26 protein-coding genes and 1 tRNA gene are annotated in these 23,374 nt (G+C 62.5%); 12 read left to right on the top strand and 15 right to left on the bottom strand.

The window, feature by feature from the left end; all coding sequences use genetic code 11:
* Nucleotides 1-45 precede the first annotated feature (45 nt).
* Both RW095_RS24995 and RW095_RS24990 read right to left on the bottom strand, forming a co-directional pair.
* Nucleotides 46-804, bottom strand: a complete 759-nt coding sequence (locus RW095_RS24995; protein WP_317021584.1) for a hypothetical protein — start codon at nucleotides 802-804, stop codon at nucleotides 46-48.
* A gap of 186 nt (nucleotides 805-990) precedes the next feature.
* On the bottom strand, nucleotides 991-1,296 hold the full coding sequence (locus RW095_RS24990; RefSeq protein ID WP_317021583.1) for a hypothetical protein: 306 nt from the start codon (nucleotides 1,294-1,296) through the stop codon (nucleotides 991-993).
* 546 nt (nucleotides 1,297-1,842) lie between these two features.
* Here RW095_RS24990 and RW095_RS24985 point away from each other — a divergent pair.
* Nucleotides 1,843-2,121: a hypothetical protein gene (locus RW095_RS24985; protein WP_317021582.1), complete on the top strand. Its 279-nt coding sequence runs from the start codon at nucleotides 1,843-1,845 to the stop codon at nucleotides 2,119-2,121.
* Between the two features lie 103 nt (nucleotides 2,122-2,224).
* On the opposite strand, the gene RW095_RS24980 is transcribed toward RW095_RS24985, so the two are convergent.
* Nucleotides 2,225-2,647, bottom strand: a complete 423-nt coding sequence (locus RW095_RS24980; RefSeq protein WP_317021581.1) for a hypothetical protein — start codon at nucleotides 2,645-2,647, stop codon at nucleotides 2,225-2,227.
* 345 nt (nucleotides 2,648-2,992) lie between these two features.
* Here RW095_RS24980 and RW095_RS24975 point away from each other — a divergent pair.
* From RW095_RS24975 to RW095_RS24945, 7 genes are all read left to right on the top strand, one after another.
* Nucleotides 2,993-3,077 (top strand) — tRNA-Leu (locus RW095_RS24975).
* Between the two features lie 291 nt (nucleotides 3,078-3,368).
* Nucleotides 3,369-4,436 carry a LacI family DNA-binding transcriptional regulator gene (locus RW095_RS24970; protein ID WP_317021580.1) on the top strand — a complete coding sequence of 356 codons (1,068 nt, stop codon included), beginning with the start codon at nucleotides 3,369-3,371 and terminating at the stop codon, nucleotides 4,434-4,436.
* 45 nt (nucleotides 4,437-4,481) lie between these two features.
* The gene (locus tag RW095_RS24965) at nucleotides 4,482-5,561 is read left to right on the top strand and encodes an ABC transporter substrate-binding protein (protein WP_317021579.1); all 1,080 of its coding nucleotides are present in this window, start codon (nucleotides 4,482-4,484) and stop codon (nucleotides 5,559-5,561) included.
* A complete protein-coding gene (locus tag RW095_RS24960) occupies nucleotides 5,558-6,382 on the top strand; it encodes an ABC transporter permease (RefSeq protein ID WP_317021578.1) in 825 nt (274 codons plus the stop codon). Before RW095_RS24965 ends, RW095_RS24960 begins: the two co-directional genes overlap by 4 nt.
* Nucleotides 6,383-6,431: 49 nt before the next feature.
* Nucleotides 6,432-7,337 (top strand): ABC transporter permease, encoded by a 906-nt coding sequence (locus tag RW095_RS24955; RefSeq protein WP_317021577.1) that lies wholly within the window; start codon nucleotides 6,432-6,434, stop codon nucleotides 7,335-7,337.
* Nucleotides 7,334-8,452 carry an ABC transporter ATP-binding protein gene (locus RW095_RS24950; protein ID WP_317021576.1) on the top strand — a complete coding sequence of 373 codons (1,119 nt, stop codon included), beginning with the start codon at nucleotides 7,334-7,336 and terminating at the stop codon, nucleotides 8,450-8,452. Before RW095_RS24955 ends, RW095_RS24950 begins: the two co-directional genes overlap by 4 nt.
* 45 nt (nucleotides 8,453-8,497) lie before the next feature.
* Entirely contained in the window at nucleotides 8,498-9,325 is an 828-nt protein-coding gene (locus RW095_RS24945) for a phosphodiesterase (RefSeq protein WP_317021575.1), read from the top strand.
* Between the two features lie 21 nt (nucleotides 9,326-9,346).
* Here RW095_RS24945 and RW095_RS24940 read toward each other — a convergent pair whose 3' ends face one another.
* Nucleotides 9,347-9,844, bottom strand: coding sequence for a DUF2569 domain-containing protein (locus RW095_RS24940; RefSeq protein ID WP_317021574.1), 498 nt, complete (start codon nucleotides 9,842-9,844; stop codon nucleotides 9,347-9,349).
* 185 nt (nucleotides 9,845-10,029) lie between these two features.
* On the opposite strand from RW095_RS24940, the gene RW095_RS24935 reads away from it, so the two are divergent.
* A complete protein-coding gene (locus RW095_RS24935; RefSeq protein WP_317021573.1) occupies nucleotides 10,030-11,232 on the top strand; it encodes an MFS transporter in 1,203 nt (400 codons plus the stop codon).
* Between the two features lie 13 nt (nucleotides 11,233-11,245).
* Here the strand turns inward: RW095_RS24935 and RW095_RS24930 are convergent, their stop codons facing one another.
* The 5 genes from RW095_RS24930 to RW095_RS24910 form a co-directional block, all read right to left on the bottom strand.
* Nucleotides 11,246-11,674 carry a response regulator gene (locus tag RW095_RS24930; RefSeq protein WP_317021572.1) on the bottom strand — a complete coding sequence of 143 codons (429 nt, stop codon included), beginning with the start codon at nucleotides 11,672-11,674 and terminating at the stop codon, nucleotides 11,246-11,248.
* A 20-nt stretch (nucleotides 11,675-11,694) separates the two neighbouring features.
* A complete protein-coding gene (locus tag RW095_RS24925; protein WP_128585374.1) occupies nucleotides 11,695-12,327 on the bottom strand; it encodes a response regulator in 633 nt (210 codons plus the stop codon).
* Nucleotides 12,328-12,445: 118 nt separating this feature from the next.
* Nucleotides 12,446-13,018: a ferritin-like domain-containing protein gene (locus tag RW095_RS24920; RefSeq protein ID WP_317021571.1), complete on the bottom strand. Its 573-nt coding sequence runs from the start codon at nucleotides 13,016-13,018 to the stop codon at nucleotides 12,446-12,448.
* Between the two features lie 83 nt (nucleotides 13,019-13,101).
* On the bottom strand, nucleotides 13,102-13,263 hold the full coding sequence (locus RW095_RS24915) for a DUF1328 domain-containing protein (protein WP_006052455.1): 162 nt from the start codon (nucleotides 13,261-13,263) through the stop codon (nucleotides 13,102-13,104).
* Between the two features lie 108 nt (nucleotides 13,264-13,371).
* A complete protein-coding gene (locus RW095_RS24910; RefSeq protein WP_020065435.1) occupies nucleotides 13,372-13,548 on the bottom strand; it encodes a DUF1328 domain-containing protein in 177 nt (58 codons plus the stop codon).
* Between the two features lie 239 nt (nucleotides 13,549-13,787).
* Between RW095_RS24910 and RW095_RS24905 the strand changes: the two genes are divergently transcribed.
* Both RW095_RS24905 and RW095_RS24900 read left to right on the top strand, forming a co-directional pair.
* Nucleotides 13,788-15,341 (top strand): sensor histidine kinase, encoded by a 1,554-nt coding sequence (locus RW095_RS24905; RefSeq protein WP_317021570.1) that lies wholly within the window; start codon nucleotides 13,788-13,790, stop codon nucleotides 15,339-15,341.
* Nucleotides 15,342-15,569: 228 nt separating this feature from the next.
* Nucleotides 15,570-15,704, top strand: coding sequence for an entericidin A/B family lipoprotein (locus RW095_RS24900; protein WP_020065433.1), 135 nt, complete (start codon nucleotides 15,570-15,572; stop codon nucleotides 15,702-15,704).
* Nucleotides 15,705-15,952: 248 nt separating this feature from the next.
* Here RW095_RS24900 and RW095_RS24895 read toward each other — a convergent pair whose 3' ends face one another.
* On the bottom strand, nucleotides 15,953-16,747 hold the full coding sequence (locus RW095_RS24895; protein ID WP_317021569.1) for a DUF4397 domain-containing protein: 795 nt from the start codon (nucleotides 16,745-16,747) through the stop codon (nucleotides 15,953-15,955).
* 361 nt (nucleotides 16,748-17,108) lie between these two features.
* Between RW095_RS24895 and RW095_RS24890 the strand changes: the two genes are divergently transcribed.
* Nucleotides 17,109-19,142 (top strand): NADPH-dependent 2,4-dienoyl-CoA reductase, encoded by a 2,034-nt coding sequence (locus RW095_RS24890; RefSeq protein WP_317021568.1) that lies wholly within the window; start codon nucleotides 17,109-17,111, stop codon nucleotides 19,140-19,142.
* Nucleotides 19,143-19,202: 60 nt separating this feature from the next.
* Here RW095_RS24890 and RW095_RS24885 read toward each other — a convergent pair whose 3' ends face one another.
* The 5 genes from RW095_RS24885 to RW095_RS24865 form a co-directional block, all read right to left on the bottom strand.
* Nucleotides 19,203-20,132 (bottom strand): EamA family transporter, encoded by a 930-nt coding sequence (locus tag RW095_RS24885; protein ID WP_317022668.1) that lies wholly within the window; start codon nucleotides 20,130-20,132, stop codon nucleotides 19,203-19,205.
* 437 nt (nucleotides 20,133-20,569) lie between these two features.
* Nucleotides 20,570-20,815 carry a pentapeptide MXKDX repeat protein gene (locus RW095_RS24880; protein WP_128590158.1) on the bottom strand — a complete coding sequence of 82 codons (246 nt, stop codon included), beginning with the start codon at nucleotides 20,813-20,815 and terminating at the stop codon, nucleotides 20,570-20,572.
* 113 nt (nucleotides 20,816-20,928) lie between these two features.
* Nucleotides 20,929-21,720 carry a molybdopterin-dependent oxidoreductase gene (locus RW095_RS24875; protein WP_317021567.1) on the bottom strand — a complete coding sequence of 264 codons (792 nt, stop codon included), beginning with the start codon at nucleotides 21,718-21,720 and terminating at the stop codon, nucleotides 20,929-20,931.
* Between the two features lie 32 nt (nucleotides 21,721-21,752).
* On the bottom strand, nucleotides 21,753-22,391 hold the full coding sequence (locus tag RW095_RS24870; protein ID WP_317021566.1) for a cytochrome b/b6 domain-containing protein: 639 nt from the start codon (nucleotides 22,389-22,391) through the stop codon (nucleotides 21,753-21,755).
* Between the two features lie 26 nt (nucleotides 22,392-22,417).
* Nucleotides 22,418-23,272 (bottom strand): DUF1223 domain-containing protein, encoded by an 855-nt coding sequence (locus RW095_RS24865; protein ID WP_317021565.1) that lies wholly within the window; start codon nucleotides 23,270-23,272, stop codon nucleotides 22,418-22,420.
* Nucleotides 23,273-23,374: the final 102 nt, after the last annotated feature.

The following is a 23,374-nucleotide window of genomic DNA, read 5'->3' as shown; positions in this document are numbered from 1 at the left end:
GCGGACGATTGCTTATGCCGGCTGCGGTCCGGACGACCCAGCACGTTAGCTCAACGACGTTTTGACCAGACCCTTGAAGTTGTCGGCATCGAAGATCACCGTCTTCCCGGTGTAATAGTTCGCGCGCTCGAACTGCTTTTTGCCGACAGCCTTCTGACTTTCGACCACAGCCAGGACGAAGCCGGGAGTCTTTTGCATGCGGTATTGCATGTGAATGACCTCAGCCTCCAGCAGACGAGTCGCTCCGGTAGCCGCGATGACAATGAGCGGCGTAGGTGTGCTGATCACGTGATCCGCAAGCAACCCGCCCGAAATCGGAAGCTGCACATTCTCATGATGATCCAGACCGAGCTGTGTAGCCACGTCGAAGACGGCTCGGGTGAGACGCTCCTTGAAATCACTGGGATGCCGGTCGGCGCGTGCGGTAGCAAGCGCATAAAGATGCTGAGCAGCTTCGGCGACGCGAAAAATGGATGGTGCAATCAGGCGCGTGTCGCGGCCTTTCACGACCAATGTCTCGTCATCGTCCATGACGACCGGTCCATTCTCAGGTAGATCTTCTAACCATCGCTTGACTACCTCAGACTCGGTATCGCCGTCCGCCATATTTGCAAACATGGCGGCGTCGCCGTTTTCGTCGACGCGGTAACTGCCATCCGGTTGTGGACGGACGCGTACAACGATCCGGTCGGACGTTCCTGGATATTCTATGGGCGTGACAATACGCTGCACACCCTTCTCGTCGGCATAGACCTCGAAGAGTGAGCAAATAGAGCGTTTGATGTCGTCTACAAGGAGTTCCATCGGTTCAGTTGCGGCTTATCGACGTCTGTATCAAGTGTCACTCCACATGCCTTGCAAAACAGCGCGATCAGTTTTTGCCGGTCGAGGTCCAGACGTGGGTCCAGAGAGGCAGAGCCCGAAAGCGCGAGCTCTGGCGCCCTGACGAGGAACCGATTTGTGTAATCCAGATCCGTTCTGCAAGGCATCTTACAGATGTATTCCCTTGTGGCTGGGGTGCCAATGAAACTCGAGAATGATCCCGAGCGCACCGCGCGAAAGGCCACACGTTAAATACCCAAAGAAAGACGCGTCAGCGAGGGTCTCGCCATCCCGCGAGATAAACAGAGCCGAATGATCGTCCGACAGCTTGAGCAACCCCGTACTCTGGAATCTGGCGCCTCCCATTTGGTTGAACGGCTTCGGTAACTTTCCCTTTTTCAGCGGACCGAAAGCAGGCGCTCCACCCAAAACCTTTCGCGCGGCTTTGTGCGCCGCGAGTTCCCTCGGCTTCATTCCCGCTCCTTGTTTTTCTCGATGACACAGTCTTGATATGCGCGTGGTCGGGAACTTCCGATGTTCGGCAGTCAGTTCTGTTCCGACCAGATCCGGAGGTACATTATGCGCCGTTCAATATCGCAAAAATGCCCGTCACTGCGGCGATCCAGGCGCGGCTGCACGTATCTCGTATGGGAGTTTCGGACCGCGCCGCTATTGCGTTCGAGGCGAGTCGACGCTCCGAGTGGCCGCGGTTGAAGCTGCGTATCACTGAGCAAAAAAGGTGCGCAAGAGTGCTGATGATGAGCTTGTCGTGCCGGGGACTTGCGGGATGTGCGGTGAGCTGCGAACCGCGGAGAAGAAGCAGTGGTGCCGGGAAAGTCACCGACTTCATTACCGGGCGGGCCCTGTGACCTATCGACTTGGTGGGTAAGGTCACCCTTAATCATTTCGCGAGAATGGCCTAAGTCCGATTGTGCCCGAGTCCGCCGCGCCGGTACCCTCCGCGAACGTTGCCACGGCGCGCCGTTGGTTGCACAATTCCAGCCAACGAGGACGACTACAATGAAAATGAAAACAGCCTTGGCAGCACTGACCATGCTCGCCGCATGCCCAACCGTATCCGATGTCACGCCGGCGGGTGACGGCCGCTACACCGTCACCACACAGGTCCGCGGGGGCATGACCGCATGGGGCGAAGTGAAAGCGTCGAGCCTGAAACGCGCTGATGACTACTGCCGGCAGCAGGGTAAACAGATGCACCAGGTAGAGCTGCAAACGCATGGCGTTCGGGGGTGGACGCCGCAGGAAGCGGAACTGACGTTCTCCTGCGCGTCGAGCTGATCGTCTCATCGGAGCAAGCCATGACCGAGCTATCTTCGTTGCTTCGGTGGTTACCAACAGCTTGGTTGATTTTCAGCATCGACGCCTACGCGCGCGGCGGTCATTACCACTGCGGGCACCGATGCAATCCATCTGGGGCGCTCTTTGATCCCAGAAGCTCCACTGTTTTTTCCGCCAATTCTGCAATCGCACGCGTTTTCGCCAATTTGAACAGTAAGCTTGCGCCGCCGCCCGAGCCATGCTGCTGCACGTAGGTTCGTTGACCGATGGAGGCCGATATGCCGTTCGTCGAAAAAATGAAAAACTCCGCGAAATACATGAGAAATCCTCTATCCCGATCTTCCCCTGCCGACACTGCGACGAAGACTTCCCGCAATCTGGGGAAGTACGGCGATGTGAGACGAAACAATTTGGCAAATTCGTTGTTATTCATGTCGTCTCCTAGGTTGGAGGCATGAATATACAGTCGAAATTTCGATTGTTGGTAGACCAGTGTCGCGCCGGCATCTGAAGCTTCGGAACCCATGTAGACCTCGGATCTGAATGTTCACGGTGACTGGTTCAACGTAGTTCACTCCTTGGGACTTGAGCTGCGTGCGCTTCACGATCAAGGTGAAGAATTTGAAACGGAATGGATAGGGCTCCGAGAGGCGGCCGGCTACCCACAGACAAAAAAGTTTCACGACGTGCGCCACGGCGCTGCGTTGGAAATCATCAACGCCGGTGTTGATCCGTTTACGTCGGCGGGGTCCTTGGCCACAAGTACGGTGCGGGCGTGTTGGCGTTGCCGGTCCGATCGGCGGCGTTACGGGCGTTTGGCCGGCCCAGCGGCCAATGGTAGAATGCGCGTCCACGCGTTTTACCCGCCCTCGCCGGGGTGATGAAATTGGTAAACATAGCGGACTTAAAATCCGCCGCTTCACGGCTTGCCGGTTCGAGTCCGGTCCCCGGCACCACGCTGCCCAAAATCTTCCAGTCCACTTCAGCCGCTTTCGCGCGCATGCAGGGGATGAATTTTTCCACCCAAAAACAGATTTCCAAGCCCTATCTCTTCTGTCCAATCCGGGCGACGGCATCGACCAGCCGGTCCGTGATTAGTTGGGAATAACGATTTGTCGTCACGGCGCACTTCACTGCACGCCCTCGCCTTCAAAACCGACAATCCGCTACTAGAACCAACGTCATCGGCAAGTCACAAACCTTTCCGATAATCCGCTCCTGAAAACGTTTACAACCGAGCGGAAATCATGACCCCGACGATCAAGGATGTCGCAGCGCACGCGGGCTTTTCCATCGCGACGGTCTCGCGCGCGATCAACGCGCCGCACACCGTCAACCCCATCACGCTCGACAAGGTGCGCCAGTCCATCGACGCGCTCAACTTCCGGCCCAGCCCGCTCGGCCGTCAACTGCGCGGCGAGCGCACGCGCCTGATTGGCGTGATCGTGCCCACGCTTGCCAACCCTGTGTTCGCGGAGTGCCTGCAAGGCATCGACGAACTCGCGGCGGCGCAAGGCTACCGGCTCATGCTGATGACGACCCAGTACGACGCCGAGCGCGAACGCCGCGCAATCGAAACGCTGCGCGAGCATCGCGTGGAAGGCCTGATCCTGACGGTCGCCGACGCCGACACGCACCCGCTTCTCGACGAACTCGACCGCGACGGCCTGCTCTATGTGCTGATGCACAACGACACGGTGCGGCGTCCGTCGGTATCCGTCGACAACCGTCTCGCCGCCTACGAAGGCGTGCGCATGCTGATCGCGCACGGCCATCGCCGCATCCTGATGCTCGCCGGCACGCTCGCTGCATCCGACCGCGCGCGGCAGCGGCATCTCGGCTACACGCAAGCAATGCAGCAAGCCGGCCTCGCGCCCGCACCCGCGCTTGAAGTCGACTTCAACGCGGACGAACTGGCGCCCTCGGTGCTCGCGCATCTGACAAGCGGCCCGAACCGTCCGAGCGCCCTCTTCTGCAGCAACGATCTGCTCGCAATGGTCGTCATGCGCGGCCTGCGCCGCGCGCGTCTGCAGATTCCGCGCGACATGTCAATTCTCGGCTTCGACGGTCTCGCGATGGGCGAACTGCTGTCGCCGCCGCTCGCAAGCGTCTGCGCGCCGAACCGCGAGATCGGCTGCGCAGCCTGGCGCCGTTTGCTGACACGCGTCACCGCAAATTACGAAGGTCTCGGCGAAACGCCGCTTGCGCTAACGCTGCCACACAGCTTGCGCGAAGGCGCCACTATCGCCGCGATCTCAAACCGCAGCGACGCGGGCACGACGCGTGTCAGCCAGCGTCTTCATCTCCAACCTTGAACATCCCCTGAACCACCCGCTCTCTTCCATTCCAGGAGAACCGCAGTGACCCGCTCTTCCGTACGCCTTGCATCGGCAGTTTCACCGCTGATGCGCCGCCTCACCCAATCCACCGTCGTCGCGCTGTGCGCCGGTACGCTCGTGAGCGCCGCGCTTGCCACCGTCACGTCCCAAACGGCCCATGCCGATGAAACGGCGATCTGCTACAACTGCCCGCCCGAATGGGCCGACTGGGCAAGTCAGATCAAGGCGATCCAGCAGAAGACCGGCATTCGCGTGCCGTTCGACAACAAGAACTCCGGCCAGTCGATCGCGCAGTTGATGGCCGAGCAGAAAAGCCCGGTGGCGGACGTGGTGTATCTGGGCGTCTCGTCGGCTTTCCAGGCGAAAGACAAGGGCGTCGTCGAGCCGTACAAGCCCGCGCATTGGGACGACATCCCCGCGAACCTGAAAGACCCGCAAGGCTACTGGTTCACGATCCATTCGGGCACGCTCGGCTTCTTCGTCAACAAGGACGCGCTCGAAGGCAAGCCCGTGCCGCGCTCGTGGGCGGACCTGCTCAAGCCCGAGTACAAAGGCATGATCGGCTATCTCGATCCGTCGAGCGCATTCGTCGGCTATGCAGGCGCAGTCGCGGTGAATCAGGCGCTCGGCGGCACGCTCGATAACTTCGAACCGGGCCTCGACTGGTTCTGCAAGCTCAAGGCCAACGCGCCGATCGTGCCGAAGCAAACCGCCTACGCGCGCGTCATGTCCGGTGAAATTCCAATTCTGCTCGACTACGATTTCGACGCCTATCGCGCGAAATACAAGGATCACGCGAACGTCGAATTCGTGATCCCGAAGGAAGGCACGATCTCCGTGCCGTACGTGATGAGCCTCGTGAAGGGCGCGCCGCATGAAGCGAACGGCAAGAAGGTGCTCGACTTCGTGCTCTCCGACGAAGGTCAGAAACTCTGGGCCGATGCGTATCTGCGCCCGGTTCGCGCAAATGCGATGAGCCCGCAGACCGCCGCAAAATTCCTGCCGGCAAGCGACTATGCTCGCGCAAAGCCCGTCGACTTCGGCAAGATGGCCGAGAAGCAGTCGAGCTTCGGCGAGCGTTATCTGCAGGTGATGCATTGAACGACATTACGTTCCCACTGCGCTGGCGCATTGCGCTCATCGCGCCGGCGCTGGCGGTCTTCATCGCGTTCTGGCTGTTGCCGATGGGCGCCCTCGCGCAACTGAGCGGCAACGGCCACGCGTTCGCCACCTATCGCGCGATGCTGACAAACCCGCGTTACATGTCGAGCCTCGGCGCGACGATCGTGTTGTCGGCGGCCGTCACGGCGGCGACGTTAGTGCTTTCGGTGATCGCCGGTTTGCTGCTCGCGCGCCGCGAGTTCGCGTTCAAGCGCACGCTGCTCGCGTTGCTGACGTTTCCGCTCGCGTTTCCCGGCGTGGTGGTCGGCTTCATGGTCATCATGCTCGCGGGACGCCAGGGGTTGATCGGTGCGCTGTCGCTCAAGCTCACCGGCGACCGCTGGGTGTTCGCCTACTCGATGAGCGGCCTCTTTCTCGGCTACCTGTACTTCTCGATTCCGCGCGTGATCGTCACGGTGATGGCGTCGGCAACCAAGCTCGATGCATCGCTCGAAGAAGCCGCGCGCTCGCTCGGCGCGTCGCCGTGGCGCATTACGCGCGACATCGTGTTACCGGCGCTGTCGCCCGGCTTGATCGCGGCGGGCGCGGTGTGCTTCGCGACCGCGATGGGTGCATTCGGCACGGCATTCACGCTCGCGACCGACATCGACGTATTGCCAATGACCATCTACACCGAGTTCACGCTCAATGCGAACATGATCACGGCGGCAGGACTTTCGATCGTGCTCGGCATCGTCACGTGGGCGGTGCTTGCATTGGCGCGCAGCGTGAGCGGCTCTGCAGTGGCGGCGAGCGCATGAGCGGCGTCATTCGAAACAGCACGGACTCAACCGGACGCAGGACCTCTCGATGAATTCCATTACTTCTTCTTTGCCCTCCGAGGCAAAGCCCCGCACGCGGCTGCGCCCGCCGGATGCAAGAGCGTGGCTCGCAGCGGGCCAGTGGCTCGTCACGCTGCTGCTATGCGCGTTCCTGATCGTGCCGGTTGTCATGTCGATCCTCGCGGGCGTGACCGTCAACTACTTCAAGGGAATCTCGAGCGGATTCACGCTGCGCTGGCTCGCCGAAGTGTGGACGCAATATCACGGCTCGGTTTTCCTGTCTCTCGAAGTCGCGGCGGTCACGTTGCTTATCACGCTGCTGACCGGCGTTCCCGCAGGCTACGTGCTCGCGCGCAGCAAGACGCGGCTCTCGCGCATCGTCGAGGAATTTCTCGTGCTGCCGATTGCGCTGCCGGGTCTTGCATCGGCACTCGCGCTGCTCGTGGTGTACGGCGGCTTCACGATGTTCCGCATGAGCGTGGCGTTTATCGTCGTCGGGCATGTGGTGTTCACGCTGCCGTTCATGGTGCGCGCGGTTGCGGCGGTTTGCGCGAGCAGCGACCTGCGCACGCTCGAAGAAGGCGCGGCGAGTCTCGGCGCGAGCTTCATGCAGCGCTTCGTGACCATCGTTCTGCCGAACGCGAGACCGGGCATCGTGGCCGGCGCGCTCGCGGTGCTGACGCTTTCCATCGGCGAATTCAATCTGACGTGGATGCTGCACACGCCCGATACGAAGACGCTGCCTGTCGGTCTCGCCGACACGTACGCGTCGTTGCGCATCGAAATAGGCAGCGCATACACGATTCTCTTTTTCATCATGACGATGCCGCTGCTCGTCGCAATGCAATGGCTCGGCGTCGATGCAACGGGCCAGCGCAACGCCGCGAAAAAACGCATCGCCGGTTCTGCTTTGGATTCCGCCACGACACCATGAAACTCGCCTCTACCGCTGTGTCCACTTCTGTGCCAGCTTCTGTTGCCGCTTCGGTCCCAATCACGCTGACGCAATGCGCTAAAACGTTTCGCGGCACACGCGTGCTGGAACCGGTCGATCTTCATATCGAAGCCGGTGAGACGCTCGTGCTGCTCGGCCCGTCCGGCTGCGGCAAGACCACAACGCTGCGCATGATCGCAGGACTCGAAACGCCCGACGCCGGCGGCCGCATCGCATTCGGCGACGACGACGTCACCGCGCTGCCCATCGAAAAACGTCAGGTGGGCATGGTGTTTCAGAGCTACGCGCTCTTCCCTAACCTGACCGTGCGCGGCAACATCGGTTATGGATTGAAGATCAAACGTGTGCCGGCAGAGACAGCGCGGCAACACATCGACGAGTTGCTCGACATGATGCGTCTGACCGCGCATGCCGATAAGCCGATCGACCAGCTCTCCGGCGGCCAGCGTCAACGCGTGGCGCTGGCACGCGCGCTTGCCGTGCAGCCGCGCGTGCTGCTGCTCGATGAACCGCTCACGGCGCTCGACGCCCGTTTGCGCGACGCACTGCGCAGCGAGATGAACACGCTGCTGCGCGAACTGGGCATTACGACCGTGTACGTGACGCACGACCAGGCCGAAGCGATGGAACTGGGCGACCGCATCGTCGTGATGAGCGCCGGGCGTATCGAGCAGATCGGCTCTCCGCGCGACATCTACTATCGGCCTGCGAATCGCACCGTCGCGCAGTTCGTCGGCACGATCAACCGTGTCGCCGGCGAGCGCCGTGACGGCATGTTGACGACCACGGGCGGCGCCGTGCCGCTGCCTCCGACCCAAACGCACACGCACACGCACACGCATTTCGCGACGCAGGCCCGCTCGGCGCACGAGATCTTCTTCCGCCCCGAAGACGCGTTTCTCGCCGATCCCGATCGTGCGCAACTGCGCGGCCAAGTCGAAACAAGCGCGTTTCTCGGCGAGCGCACACGCTTGACGATCAGCGGCGCGGCACCGGATGCGCTGCTCGTCGACGTCGCGGGCCGCGTCGAACTGGCGCGCGGCACGCCGGTCGGCATCTCGATCGTGCAGGACGCGCTGATTGCGCTATCGTAACAAGGCGGCGCTGTTTTATGAGCGCGCTCAACCAAGGACTATCCCATGCTGCTGGCTCAAATTAGCGACCTGCATATCAAGCGGCCCGGTGCACTCGCCTATCGCCGCGTAGATACCGCCGCGTATCTCGTGCGTTGCGTCGCTGCACTGAACGCGCTCGTTCCTCGTCCTGACGCCGTGATCATGACCGGCGACCTCGTCGACCAGGGCGACCCGCAACAGTACGAACACCTGAAGACGCTGCTCGCGCCGCTTGAACTGCCGTACTTCCTGCTGGTCGGCAATCACGACGACCGGGCCGCGTTGCGCGCCGCGTTTCCCGACCGCGCGGAGTTGCATAGCGGCGGCGAATTCGTCCAGTACGCAGTCGATGCCGGCGCATTGCGCGTGATCGCTCTCGATTCGCTGGTGCCAGGGCAAAGCGGCGGTACGCTGTGCGACGCGCGGCTCGCGTGGCTCGCGGCGCAACTCGACGCGGCGAGCGGCAAGCCGACCGTGGTCGCGCTGCATCATCCGCCGTTTGTTTCCGGCATCGGACATATGGACGAGCTGCGGCTCGATCCCGCTGCGGCGGCCAAACTGGCTGCGCTGATCGCGCGCTATCCGAACGTGGAGCGCGTGATCTGCGGGCATGTGCATCGTCCGATATTCGTGCGCTTTGGCGGCACTATTGCATCCGCGGTGCCCGCGCCCGCGCATCAGGTCGCGCTCGATCTCCGCGACGACGCGCCGTCGGCGTTCGTGATGGAACCGCCCGCGTATGCGCTGCATCGCTACGATCCGGCAACGGGCCTCGTCACGCATCACGCGTATGTCGATGCCGCCGACGGTCCCTATCCGTTCTACGAGCCGGAAGGCGCGCTCATCGACTGAGCACGCATTCGTTTCGTACGGTCAGCGATTGACGAACGTTCGACGCACGCGCCGCGATACTCTGAAGTACGGTATTCCGAGCGCGGCCGCGACGATTGCCTGCATCAGGCCGTCGAACGGAATCGCAATATCGATACCGATTGCATGCGTCATGTAATCGCTCGCCAGATAGGCGCCCGTGCGCATGGCCAGAATCGCGCCAAGCCATGCTTGCACGTGTACGTTAAAGCGCGCGGATCTGCGCGCGGCGAGCAGCGTCAACCACCCCGTGCCTGCTACGATAAACGCGCCGATCATCACATTCGCGCCGACCATGACAATCACAGTGCGATACCAGCCATGTGTTCCGGCGCGCGCGAATACCGCAAGCAATTCCCATTCGAGCATCATTTCCAGCGGGTCGCGCATTGCGATTGCGGTAGCGAGCGCCCACGCCACGAGACAGATCAGCGCGATGAGCAGGCATCCGCCAATGCGCGGGGATTGGCGTTGAGTCGAGCGTGTCGTGGGCTCTGTCATGAGATCGTGCGGAGTTGGCCGAGGTAGCGCGCCGATTCTACGAATCAGAGCCCGGCAAACTTCGCATTTTTGTCACAAGCGCCCATTGCGCACGCATGGCAGCGAGTCAGCACAATCCGTTTCGCTCCGGTATGATCGGCATGCTTGAGGACCGTGCATGGGCCGGTCCGCCCACAGCCTCTCTCATGTCCACTTCGAACGCGTCCACCCCCGCTTCCGCCGACCGGTCGCTGCGCGGCCTGCTGCTTCTGCTCGCGACCATAGCCGGCGTCGCGGTCGCTAACATCTATTACAACCAGCCGCTGCTCGACAACTTGCGGCAGTCGTTCCCCGCGAGCGCGTCATGGGTCGGCGCGGTGCCGGCCGTCACGCAGCTCGGCTACGCGGCCGGCATGTTGTTGCTCGCGCCGCTCGGCGATCGCTTCGACCGGCGCGCGTTGATCCTCCTGCAGACCGCGGGCATGTGCGTCGCGCTTGTCGTGGCGGCCGCGGCGCCCACGCTGTCGGTGCTGATCGTCGCGAGTCTCGCGATCGGTGTGCTCGCCACCATCGCCCAACAGGCGGTGCCGTTCGCCGCCGAACTCGCGCCGCCGTCCGAGCGCGGCCATGCCGTCGGCACGGTGATGAGCGGTCTGCTGCTCGGCATTCTGCTGGCGCGGACCGCTGCGGGCTTCGTTGCGCAATACCTCGGCTGGCGTGCGGTATTCGCCGCTTCGGTGGTCGCATTGCTGGTGCTCGCGGTCGTCATCATCCTGCGTCTGCCGAAGAGCAAGCCCACCTCGACGCTGACCTACGGCAAGCTGCTCATGTCGATGTGGCATCTGGTCGTCGAGCATCGCGCGTTGCGGGAGGCTTCGCTGACGGGCGCCGCGCTCTTCGCCGCGTTCAGTATCTTCTGGTCGGTGCTCGCGCTGTTGCTGGCGGGCGCGCCGTTCCATCTCGGACCGCAGGCCGCGGGACTATTCGGCATCGTGGGCGCTGCGGGCGCGCTCGCGGCGCCTCTTGCCGGCAAGTTCGCGGACCGGCGCGGACCACGCGCGATCATCACGCTGTCCATCGTGCTGGTGGCGATCTCTTTCGTCGTGTTCGGCGCATCCGCGAAGAGCATCGTGGGGCTCGTGATCGGCGTGATCGTGCTCGACGTCGGCGTGCAGGCCGCGCAGATTTCGAATCAGTCGCGCATTTACGCGCTGAAGCCCGACGCGCGCAGCCGCGTGAATACTGTGTACATGGTCGCGTATTTCATCGGCGGAGCGATCGGCTCTGGCGTCGGCGCAGCCGTGTGGCCGGTTTTCGGATGGGTGGGCGTGAGCGTCGCAGGACTGCTGTTCGCCGGCCTCGCCGCATGGAATCATCTGGCGCTGCAGGCCCGTACTGCCAACGATTGATTGCGGCGAGCGCCTAGCCGTTGCTTCGCGCGAACGCGTACTCGTGCAGCGCGTCGATCACGCGATCGAATTCGAAAGACTTGTCGTAGAAGTGGCGCACGCCATACTGTTCGCAGCGCTCGCGATAGGCCGGCAACGCGTGATTGGTCAGGACCGCGGCGAACACCGACTCGATCAAACCTTCCCGCTGCAAATAGGCCAATACGGGTACGCCGGAACCCTGTTTCAATTGCAGATCGACAATCACCGCGTCGAATGCCTCGTCGCTCAGGAGCGCGATGGCTTCGTCGGCCGAATCGGCATAAGCGGCCACGCGCAGCGAACCGGACGCGTCGATGGCCTCCACCAGACTGCGGCGGATCAGCGGCGAATCCTCGATAAGCAGCACGCGCAACGGTGCGCGGCTGGCTGACTCGGCAACGGTGTTCGATTCGCTGTTCATCGGGATTTCTCGATCGTTCATTATTCGATCAAGCCGTTCTTGATCGCGTAATAAGTCAGATCGGCATTGTTCGCCAAGCGCATTTTCTCGAGCACGCGAGCCCTATAGGTGCTCACCGTTTTCACGGACAAATGCAGCTCCTCGGCAATCTGCGTGGGAATCTGACCCGCCGCGAGCTTGCAGAAAATCTGGAACTCGCGCTCGGACAGCGCTTCGTGCGGCCGCGCCGCCGACGGTTTGTCGAGATTGTCGGCAAGCGTGTCGGCCACTGCCTCGGATAAATAACGATGCCCGCGCGCTACCGCACGAATCGCGCGCACGATTTCGTCGGGCTCGCAGTCCTTGTTCAGATAACCGTTCGCGCCCGCGCGCAGCAGGTTGATCGCGTACTGGCTCTCCGGATAGCCGGAGAGGATCAGCACGCCCTGCTCCGGGCGCACCTGCTTGATGACGCGCAAGGTGTCGATGCCGTTCTTGTCCGGCATCGCAATGTCGAGCAGCACGACGTCGAATGCCTGTTCGCGCACGAGGCTGATGGTTTCGTCGCCGGTCGCGGCTTCCGCCGCGACGCACATATCCGGCTCGTCGGCGACGAACTGTCTGAACCCCCCTCGGACGATCGCGTGGTCGTCAGCTATCAACACTCGAATCATCGGCTTGGTGTCCGTACGATGGAATCGCTCCAAAGCAGACATTGTAATGACGTCGCGCCGCGCGTCGGCGTTATCGCGGCCCGAACCGCCGGCCGCAAGCTCGCCATGCCGCGCGCAATCACTCGCGTCCTTCGAGCAGGTCGGCCATATCGTCCGCATGCTCTTCCTCGACTGCGAGAATTTCTTCGAACATACGCCGCGTCGTGACGTCTTTCTCGCCAAGATAGCGGATGATCTCGCGATAGGTGTCGATTGCGATGCGCTCGGCAACCAGGTTCTCGCGGATCATGTCCGTCAGGTTCTCGCCTTCCTTGTACTCGGAATGCGAGCGCGTCTTCAGACCGTCCGGCGCGAAGTCCGGCTCGCCGCCAAGCTGCACGATGCGCTCGGCGATACGGTCGGCATGTTCCTGCTCTTCCGCCGCGTGCTCCGCGAATTCGGCGGCCACCGCTTCTGAGTTGATTCCCTTCGCCATGAAGTGATGCCGCTTGTAACGCAGCGTGCAGACGATTTCGGTAGCCAGCGCGTCGTTGAGGAGCTTGAGCACCGTGTCGCGATCCGCGCCGTAAGTTTGCGTGACCGGACCATCCGACATGTGCTTGCGGGCGTCGTCGCGGATCTTCTGTATGTCCATCACGAACGGGTCGCTCGACTGCGATGCCGCGCCTTGGGCGCCAGGTGTGTTCGCCATTGAATTTCTCCTTTATCCGTATTGGGGGATGGGTGCATCACGCAAGATGCCCGCGCGATGCGCCGATAGAATCATGTTCAGGTCTATGTTCGGAATACGCCGAGCAGCAGCGTGACCACGAACACGACGAGGAAAATATAGAACAGTATCTTCGCGATTTCCGCCGCGCCCGCCGCGATTCCGGTGAAACCGAACACCGCAGCAATAATGGCGATGACGAAAAAGACGATGGCATAGTGAAGCATGGCGACTCTCCTTCTTGTTGGTATCCGCGGGGATTCTCGTGCGCTCGGGTTGCGCGTGCCGCTTTGCTTAAGCGCCTGTTTCAGGCGCCTCGACGAGGCAAAGCGGCGCTAATCGACGATTTTTTTCGTCACCACGAAGCCGAGCACGAGGAACACCACGCACAGAATCAGGAACACGACAAACAGGAACTTCGCAATTGCCGCCGCACCCGCAGCCACGCCGGTGAACCCAAGAAGGCCGGCGATCACCGCGATGACGGCGAAGAACAACGCCCACTTCAGCATGATGGCTTCCTCCAGAACAGTGAATGGGATCAGGGTCCATCCTATCCAGCCGGGGCGGCGGGCGCATTCCGACGCACTCCGGTTTTCGTGTGAGAATCCGCTTACATTGGATTACGGCCGCTTTACGCGAGGCGGCCCCGGACGCGAATTCGCCACGCAGAATGGCCGCGCCAGCGCGCGGGTGCGCACTTCAGCGACGGCGGCGGACGCTACACTGATGCGTGTCCAAGGAGTAGAACGTGTCAAACGTGCAGAACGCGGCTGACGTGCGCAATAAGGTGCACAACAAAGTGCAGAACGAAGTGCTAACCGAAGCGCAACACGAAGCCCAAACAGAATCGCAACACCAGGCCCCGCAGCCCGGAGCCGCGGCCCGCCTGAGCAACTGGATGCGCAACCGCAGCTGGGCAATCGCGATGACCGTGGCGATCGTGATTACCGTCGGCGGCCTGGTGATTCTTGAAACCGCGCGCGAGCGCATCGCCGCCGAGTACGAGACGGCGCTCGAAGCCCGCAATGTCACCGTGCAACTCAGCGCGCTCGCGAGTCAGCTATCCCGTCTGAGCGCGCAGCAAAGCGATTTTCTTCTGACGAAGCGCGACGCCGCAGCCCATGATTTTTGCGCGACCGCCGTCAGCATCCGCGACAGCGAGCAGCCGCTGGAGCGCTTCTACCGCAGTCCAAAAGCCGACGGAGCGGAGCTCGCGAGCTTCACGCAAATCCGCGCGCTGATCGACGCGCGAATCGGCGTCGGCGCGGCCGCTTTGCAGCGCGCGGCGCCCCGTCCGCTCGATCTGAGCGCATGCGGCAACGCGAGCCGCGCCGACGCGGTGGATGCGGCGCTCGTCGACAGCACACTGAGCCTGCTGCGCGACAACGAAGAGCGGCGCGCGCAGCACGCGCTCGCCGCGAGCCGTGCCGATCAGCGCATTTCCACGCTATGCGCGGCTGGTCTGTCGGCGCTCAATATCGTGTTGTTCATTCTGCTGTTCCGCAATCTGGGCATTCAGATCGACCGACAGGCGCGCGTGCAGCGTCAATTGATCACACAACAAGGCGAGCTCGATCAACTCGTGAACGAACGCACGCGTCAACTGGAGGCGCTCGGCTGGCACTTGCAGGCCGTCAGCGAAAACGAGAAGACGCAACTCGCGCGCGAGCTGCACGACGAACTGGGCGCGATTCTGACCGCGAGCAAAATGGACGTGGCGTGGGCAAACCGCAAACTGAAGGAGAGCGACCCCGACATCTCCGAGAAGTTAAAGCGCGCGCTCGCCAATCTGGACCAGGGCATTGCGCTCAAGCGCCGCATCATCGAAGACATGCGGCCTACCGTGCTGGCAAATTTCGGCCTCGTGACCGCACTGCGCACGCTCGCCGACGAGGCCGCGCAGCGCAATAACTGGACGCTGAACCTGCAGCTTCCCGCGGACGACATCCAGCTCGACGAGCAAACGGAAATCGCGCTCTTTCGCGTGGCGCAGGAATCGTTGACGAATGCCGCGAAGTACGCGCGCGCGTCGCAGGTGTCGATCGGCTTGCAGGTCGGCGAGGGCCGGGTCACGCTCGATATCGCCGACAACGGCGTGGGCATCATGCCGGCCGATCTGACGCGCACGCACACCCATGGACTGCTCGGCATGCGTCAGCGGGTCGCCGCGCATGGCGGGCAGTTCGACATAAGACGCGGTGTGCCGAGAGGCACCGACATTCATGTCGTGATGCCGAGCGTCAGCACGGCGGCGCAGCCGGGCATCAACCCGTTGCCGTTCCCCGCGCGAACTCAGGTCTAGTCGTGTTGCGCCGCTATGGAATCAGCTGTTGTTCGTCGTTGTAGGAGTGCGCCGACGCCAACACCAGAGCGCACCTACAACAAAATCGCAGCGGAGCCGACAGCGCCGCCTGCACCCTTTTTTTACCATGCAATCAGACCGGATCGACTGGCGCAAGCCACGGTCGGCAGCTAGCACAGCCGCTAGCGGGACACGTCTACCGATACCTTCTCGACAAGGAGAACTTCCATGAATCGACTGATCGCTTTGCTTCTCATCGCAGGCACGGCCGCGCTCGCCGGCTGCAACACCATGGCAGGTGCCGGCCAGGACATCTCGAAGGGCGGCGACGCCCTCACCAATTCGGCTGAAAAGGCGAAGTAAGTCGTCTTCGTCGAGAGGCCACGCGCCGTCGCGGCGCATGGCCGCTGGGTTTGAACGAAACCCGCTGCGGGAAACCGCAGCGGGTTTTTTATTGAACGCGGTCATGTCGAGTGCAGGTATCGAGTGCCTGCATCGAATCCATCTGCACAAAACAAAGCGGCGACCCAATTGCGTGGATCGCCGCCCCGTCCTCCCCAGGACTTGCCGCTATCGCTTGCGCTGCAATGCGCGCACGCTGTCTAGCGAGCTTATACGCCCGTCAGCGTGTTCGACAATTCGATGCTCGGTGTGCTCGTGTTGCCGTTCTGCACGACGAGCAGATGGATCTGCCCCACCGCCAGCTGGCTGAGCACGCCGCCAATCGGCACCGACGTGATGAGCCAGTCAGCGTTGTTCGACAAGGTGAACGACTGCGACTGATAGATCGGCGTCTTGCTGCCCGCCGCCGTCGCGATCAGCACATATTGGCCGCCCGACACGTAGATGGAATCCTGACCGCTTGCCGGCACCGCGTTCTTGAACGACACGCCGGCCATCGTCGGAGCTACGCTGCTGATGCTCGTGTTGGTAGACTGGACCAGATACAGGTCGAGGTTCGGCGCGTTGCCCGATGCGTTAAAGCCCCGCACGCGCGCGCTATTCGAAAGAAGACCCTTGTCGAACGGATCGTCGATCAGACCGATGTCCGGTGCCGCCGAGCCCGGCAACGCGAGCACCGTATATTCGTGGCCCTTTGCAACGTTCGGGAAGTTGCCGCTCGCGAGCGCGGTCGTCTTGCCGGTCGCCGCATAACCGACATTCGTCGAGCCCGTGTTGATGTTCGTGAAGTTCGTCACGCCCTTATACGAGACATTCGTCTGTCCCGACGGTGCGGTGCCGTTCACGAGAAAATCCACGGCCGGTCCGCTCGGGATCGCATGCACGAAATGGATTTCCGGGTTGGTCAGGCCGAGCTCCTTGCCTACGTCGTCGGAGCCCCCGCCGCACGCGCTCAGTACGGATGCAGCGGCAATCACGGCCGCCATGGTTCGGATCAGTTTCATTGTGTTCACCTATATCGATGTCGGGCTCTCCGCCCATTCGTATGCGGGCGCACGCTTGACGACAGTGCCATCTGAAACCGTGTTCGATGCCTGCTTGAACGGTCCCGGTCCGGCTGTCCTTAGCGAAGCACTCCCTCCTATCCCTGCGCGCCTCACGCCTTTTTTGAGGCGCAGCGCGGTCCATGTCGACGGACGCACGCAATGAGCAATGGCTGTGCCGCAACCATCGAATTGGCTTATCGAGGCGCGAGAATGTCTTACCCGGCAACACCTTGCGAGCATTAGAAGATTTCCTCAGATGGTGGGCACGATCGCGCGGTGTATCGTTCGTGCGCACCCCATACTTACAACGGCAGCCTGTATGTCTTACCAACACTTACTCGCAGAGCTCGACCTCGGTTTCACCCGCCTGCGCAATCGCGTCGTGATGGGGTCCATGCATACGGGCATGGAAGACCGCTTCTGGAATTATCCAAAGCTGGCCGCGTACTTTCGCGAGCGAGCGAAGGGCGGCGTGGGACTGATCGTCACCGGCGGCATCTCCCCGAATCGCGAAGGATGGCTGCTGCCGTTCGGCGGCACGCTCAACTCGGTATTCGATCTGCGCAATCATCGGCTGCTCACGCAAGCGGTTCACGAAGAAGGCGGCAAGATCGCGCTGCAGATCCTCCACGCGGGGCGTTACGGGTATCAGCCGCTGGTTGTGTCGGCATCCGCGTTCAAGTCGCCGATCTCGAAGTTCAAGCCGCGCGCGCTCAGCATTGCCGGCATTGCGCAGACAGTGCGCGACTACGCGCGCTGCGCGAAGCTCGCTCAACGCGCAGGCTATGACGGCATCGAAATCATGGGCAGCGAGGGCTATCTGCTCAACCAGTTCCTTTGCCCGCGCACCAACCGGCGCACGGACCGCTACGGCGGCAGCATCGAGAACCGCATGCGGATCGCGCGCGAGATCGTCGAGCGGGTTCGCGAGGTGTGCGGGGAGCGCTTCATCGTCGTGTACCGGCTCTCGCTGATCGATCTGGTTGAAGGCGGCAATACGTGGGATGAAACCGTGCAGGTCGCACAGGCGCTCGAAGCGGCGGGCGTGACGATGTTCAACACCGGCATCGGCTGGCACGAGGCGCGCGTGCCGACCATCGTCACCTCGGTGCCGCGCGCCGCGTTCGCAGCGCTGAGCGCGCGACTGAAGGCCGCGGTGAAGGTGCCGGTGATCGTCTCGAACCGCATCAACACGCCCGAGGTCGCGGAGGCTTTGCTCGCCGACGGCGCCGGCGATCTGGTCTCGATGGCAAGACCGCTGCTCGCCGATCCGGAATTCGTGCTGAAAACCGCCAAAGGACGCACGCACGAAATCAACACCTGTATCGCGTGCAATCAGGCCTGTCTCGATCACACGTTCAGGAATCAGCGCGCGAGCTGCCTCGTCAATCCGCGCGCGGGGCGCGAAACCGAGCTGGTGTATCGACCGCTCGCGGGTCCCCAACTCGTGCGCGCTGTCGCGGTGGTCGGTGCAGGACCGGCGGGATTGTCCGCGGCGACGGTGGCGGCATCGCGCGGACATCGCGTGACCTTGTTCGATGCAGGCGCAACCATCGGCGGCCAGTTCAATCTGGCCATGCGCGTGCCGGGCAAGGAAGAGTTCAGCGAGACGATCCGCTATTTCCAAAGCCAGCTGGAGCGGCATGGCGTCGAGGTGCGGCTCGGCACCCGCGTCGACCCAGCGCTCCTCGCCGCCGGCGATTACGACGATATCGTGATCGCGACCGGCATCGTGCCGCGTCGGCCCGCGATTGCAGGCATCGATTCGCCAAATGTTCTGTCCTATGTGGATGTGCTGCGCGGTGCGCCTGTGGGACGCCGCGTCGCCGTGATGGGTGCCGGAGGCATCGGCTTCGACGTCAGCGAGTTCCTGCTGCATCCCGCGGGCGAGCCCTTGCCGATGCCGCGCGACGCGTGGCTAGACGAATGGGGCGTCGATCTTTCCGTGCGCGAACGCGGCGGCTTGAAGCCGCCCGCTCCGGCCCGGCCGTTTCGGCAAATCTGGCTGTTGCAGCGCAAAGCGGGCAAGCTCGGCGCAGGGCTCGGCAAGACCTCGGGCTGGGTGCATCGGGCGACGCTTGCACGAAACGGCGTGAAGATGCTCGCCGGCGTGTCGTACCTGGAAATCAGCGAGCGCGGTTTGAAGATTTCGCATGACGGCGTCGAAGAATGGCTGGAGGTCGACAACATCGTCGTGTGTGCAGGGCAGGAATCGCTGCGCGATCTGCATCCGCGGGAGCCGGCGGATGCAAGTGGCCCGCGCTATCACGTGATTGGCGGCGCGGCGCTCGCCACCGAACTGGATGCGAAGCGCGCAATCCGCGAAGGCGCGGAACTGGCCGCGCGGATTTGACGCAAGACTTGGGTGGGGCCATGGGAGCGCCCTGCCCGCATCAACCGCAGGCGTCGCCCTTCAGGCGAGCGCCTTCTTCCGATAGTCAAGCCAGAAAGACAACCCCACACTGACCAGGATGACGACAGTCGCGATCACCGTCGAATGCGTAACGGGCTCGCCGAGCAGCAACGCGCCGAGCGCCACCGCAACCACCGGATTCACGTACATGCAGCTGCTCGCAATGATCGGGCTCGTATGCCGTATCAGAAAACCGTAGGCGACGTAGGCGGCCATGGTGCCGATCAGCATCAGATAGACGAACGCGAGCACCGGCAGGAAATGCACTTCGAGCATGCGCTCGCCCGAGACCCAGGCGACCATGGTCGACATTGCGCCGCCAAGGCCGATCTGCAGCGACGTGGACAAAAACAGGTCCGACGGCAGCTTGAGACGCCCCGCGAGATGCGCGCCGCCCGCCCAGAAGAGCGCGCCGCATAGAATCGCGAGACTGCCGCCCGCCGAACCCGGCGTACTGTCGCCATGGCTCAAGATAGCAATACCGACGAGCCCGAGCCCAACCGCGAACCACTCGCCTTTGCCGATCTTGCGTCCCGCCACCGCCGCGATCACCGTTGCAAAGAGCGGCACGGTGGCGACCATTACCGCGGCAGTGCCCGTGCCGACCGTGCGCATGCCGTACGCCAGCATGCCGCTCGACAGCCCGACCAGCATCGTGCCGACGAGCCCGGCGTTGCGGATCTCCGCCGCGCTCGGCCAAACCGGATTGCGGCGCGCCGCGAAAACGAACAGCCCGACGCCGGCGAAAAGGTTGCGCAAGCCGGACATCAGCAACGGCGGAAACGAGCCTAGCGCGACGTGCACCGCGAGATAAGTCGAGCCCCACACCACATAGACGACGCCGAGCGCGAGCGCGATCTGACCGTTGCGCGACTGCGGCAAACGGATGGGGAAACCACGCGAAAAACGGCTTGAAAATTCCAGCGACATGCGTTTCAACCCGTCCATGCCGTTCGAGGCGCCCGCTGAGGGGACGGCGGACACCGCATCGGCGATGCGGTCAGACGGGCGAGGCTGGCAGACATGGTGGTGGAGCGAAGGACTATGGTTGGCTGACAGAGAAAGCCAGACGGGTAATGCAATGCCGCGCCGGCCGAGCGGTGGCTCGGGTGAATTCGCGGCTGACACGCGCCGAATTCATGGCGCGCATCGCATTATGCAGTAAGCGCCCACCGCGCCATGCGAAAGAATCGTAACTTTTGGTGCGCATGCAACAAAAAACCGGGGCTTAACCGCACCCCGGCTTTGCGTCTCTCTTTGCGTCTCTATTTGCGCACCAAAGCGCCGCTCAATGCAGCGTGCATCGAAACCGGCTGGGCGGCGCAAACCGCACCAGGCACGCTGATGTGCGGCTACGGCTGGGCCGTCTAGTTGCTCATCGCGCCCGACGCCTCGTGCTTCATGCCCGTTGCGTCGCCTTTTTTCATCTTGTCGTGCTTCATGGTGTCCTTCTTCATGTGGTCCTTCGACATGCTGTCCTTGGACATGGAGTCTTTCGACATCGAATCATGCGACATCGAATCGTTGGACATCGCGCCGCTTGCCTGCGCGAACGCGGCGCCGCCGCTCATCAGAAAGGTGACGGCCACTGCTGCGATTGCAAATTTCTTCATGGGATAACTCCGTTTGTTGTGGATCAATCTAACCGGCTCGAGCCGGCGTTTTTCCGAAGCTTCTGCCGCCCGGGGTCGCGCATGCGCGCGGCGCATGCGGCGACCCGCGCGCGTCAGGAGCCTCCGAACCAGTTGTAGCCCTGGTCGACCCAATAGCCGCCAGGATACGTGTTGGTGACGAACATCTCGACAATGTGCTTCGGGTTCTTGTAGCCGAGCTTGGTCGGCATGCGCAGCTTCATCGGGAAGCCGTATTTCGCGGGCAGGCGCTCGCCGTCGTAGGAAAACGTGAGCAGCGTCTGCGGATGCAGCGCGGTGGGCATGTCGATGCTTTCGTAGTAGTCGTCCGCGCATTTGAAGCCGACGTACTTAGCACTCGTGTCCGCGCCGATGCGGCGCAGAAAATCGCCGAACGGCGTGCCGCCCCAGCGACCTATCGCGCTCCACCCTTCCACGCAGATATGCCGGGTGATCTGCTCCGCGTGCGGCAGCGCGTACAACTCGGGCAAGCTCCAGACACGCTGGCCGGTCACGAGGCCGCTGATTCTCAGCTTGTAGCCGGAAGCGTCGACCTGCGGCACTTCGTCGATACCGTAGTAAGCATTGAACGGAAACGGCCGCGTGATTTGCGCTTCCGTGTAAGTCGGCGCCAGTTGCTTCGGATCGAACAACGCGGCTTGCGCGCGGTCGTTCAGGCGCGAGACGGCGGTGAGAAACTTGTTGACCGATTCGTCGTCGGTCAGCGAGCAGCCGGTCAGCATCGACAAACCGCCAAGCGACAGTAGCTGCTTGCCGAACAGACGCCGCGACGGCATCGAAAGCTCGCGCTTGACGTCGATCAGGATCGACTCACGGTCCAGCTTGCCGGCGGCGTTCGCCGCAGAGTTTTTGATGAGCTTGTTCATGATTCGGTATCCATAACATTCGCGCGAACGATTTATCGTCCGCGCAACATGGCAAGCAGCGAGCGAGGCACGAGCGCGACCATCGCCAGATGAACGACGATGAACGCAGCCATCAGCGCCATCGCGCAGAAGTGAACGATGCGGGCGTTGTCGTAGCCGCCCATCAGCTCGCGCAGCAGCGGGAACTGCACCGACTTCCAGATCGCGAGCCCCGACAGCACGAGCACGAGCAGATCGAGAACGACGAACAGGTAGGCGAATTTCTGCACCGCGTTGTAGACCCGCAAGTCCGCGTGCGACAGCTTGCCGGTCAACGCGGCGATGAAATCGTGCAACACCGCGCGCGGCGAGACCGGCAAAAACTTGCGGACGAAACGTCCCGTCGCGAGATTCATCGCGAGGTACGCGAGGCCGTTGAAAACCAGCAGCCACATAGCAGCGAAATGCCATTGCAATGCGCCGCCGAGCCAGCCGCCGAGCGTGATTTCCGTCGGAAAACGGAACGCGGGAAAGACCGGCGACGCGTCGTAAATGCGCCAGCCCGACAGCATCATGACGATCGCCGCGAGTGCGTTGAGCCAATGCGTGATGCGCACCCATACTGGATGTATCACGCCGCTGGAGGGCGCGGCAGGCGGTGCGCTGTCGCGAACAACATGAGGCGTTGCCATGAGAGTCTCCGTTGGTTGACCCGCGCTCACTGGCAGGCGGCCAGTTCGGCCACCTGCAGCACGTCGCCGGTTGCTGCGTTTTCGACGAAAGCGACTACGCCGAATCTATCGGCGGACGCATTTGCGCTTTTGTGGGCATCGGCGTCGGCACCGGCATCGGCGAAATGAATGTCGCGGCTAATTTGCGCATTGCCGCCGACGAGCGGCACCGGCCCGATCCATTGCCGCACCACTCGTTCGTGATGCAAGGTCGCCCCGCGGTTTTCGCCCGCGCCGACCTGCGAGCTCAGCGAGTTTTCGTACACTGCGACGTATGCATCGAGCGGCCCGGCGGTATCGGCAGCCTTGCTGGCAAAGCGTGCCGCGACGTTGAATGCGCCGCCCGTCTGCGGCTTCATTTCGAGCGCGACGTTCGCTCGTGCCGGCTCAGCCACGAGCTTGCCGACGCGGCTTTGGAAACTGTCGCGTTGCGACCAGCTTCGCAACTCCCGTCCCGCCACGAAAACTTCAGGCGTGTAGATGGTGTGACCGCCCGCAAGATCGGTGAGCGTCTGCTGACGTTCGGTGAAGCGGTGCTGCGAGAAGCGATCCGTCCAGCCGAGGCTGTTCCAGTAGTCGACGTGCAACGCCAACGGCACGATGCTTTGCGTCGAACCGCTGTGCTTCCATTGGCTGAGCCACTCGTCGGCGGGCGGACAGCTATTGCACCCTTCGCTGCTGTAAAGCTCGACGAGCGCAACGCGATGCGCGGGACTGCGCGCGCTACACATCGCGCCGGCTGCATTTGCCAGACCGCTCGCGGACAACATCGCTATCGCGCTGAAAACTACGATGGCTCGCACGAATGGTCGATGTGCGCGGCGCATGACGATTGATTGCATGACGTGCTCCTGTCGGGATCTGCACGTTTGTCGATGCGCGCAGCAGGTTATGACAGCCCGCTGCAAATTTTTTTGACTGACGTTTGCATGCGGGTTCATCGC

Source organism: Paraburkholderia kirstenboschensis, from assembly GCF_032806925.1.
Taxonomy (GTDB): Bacteria; Pseudomonadota; Gammaproteobacteria; order Burkholderiales; family Burkholderiaceae; genus Paraburkholderia; species Paraburkholderia kirstenboschensis.
The sequence above is the reverse complement of the archived record's forward strand: the minus strand, read 5'-3'. Positions and strand labels throughout refer to the sequence as shown.